This is a genomic window from Streptomyces rhizosphaerihabitans, from assembly GCF_025399795.1.
GTDB lineage: Bacteria > Actinomycetota > Actinomycetes > Streptomycetales > Streptomycetaceae > Streptomyces > Streptomyces rhizosphaerihabitans.
In genome coordinates this window covers 1-533 of record NZ_JAODTZ010000177.1, presented here as the reverse complement: position 1 = coordinate 533, position 533 = coordinate 1, and the positions used below count along the sequence as shown (strand labels likewise).

The 533-nt window shown below is 70.4% G+C and carries 1 pseudogene; it reads left to right on the top strand.

The features are described 5' to 3' along the window. Positions 1-533, top strand: a pseudogene (locus N4G66_RS45285) (lytic transglycosylase); the annotation flags it as partial.

Genomic DNA, 533 nt, shown 5'->3' with positions numbered 1-533 from the left:
TCATCGGCGACACCGACGCCACCTTCACCGGCGGCGAGAGCGTCGCCACGACGGTCACCAACTGGTCCGGCACGGCCATCGCGCCCGCCCTCACGGCGGGTGAGAAGACCGGCGACTTCACCGTCCGCGTCACCGTCGTGGGCCGCATCATGGCCGGCCTCGACTACACCGCCACCGTCACCGCCCGCCAGGCCGACACCCTCGCCCGCACCACCGACACCCCGCTGACCTGCGTGCCGGGCGGCGAGTTCGCCGACCAGGTCGAGATCAAGGCCACCTACCAGGGCAACGCGGCGGGCAAGGTCGCCGCCACCGCGACCCTGATCAAATCCGCCGACGACACAGGCGAGAACGACAAGGGCCCCTACTTCAAGGACGCGGACGGCAAGACCGTACGCACCCTCACCACCCTGACCACCGACGCCGACGGCCGGCTCAAGCTGCCCAAGCTGTACGCCGACGACACCACCGGCACCTACCTCCTCCGCATCACCACCACCGGCGGAGCCACCCTCACCGTCGAACTGACCGTG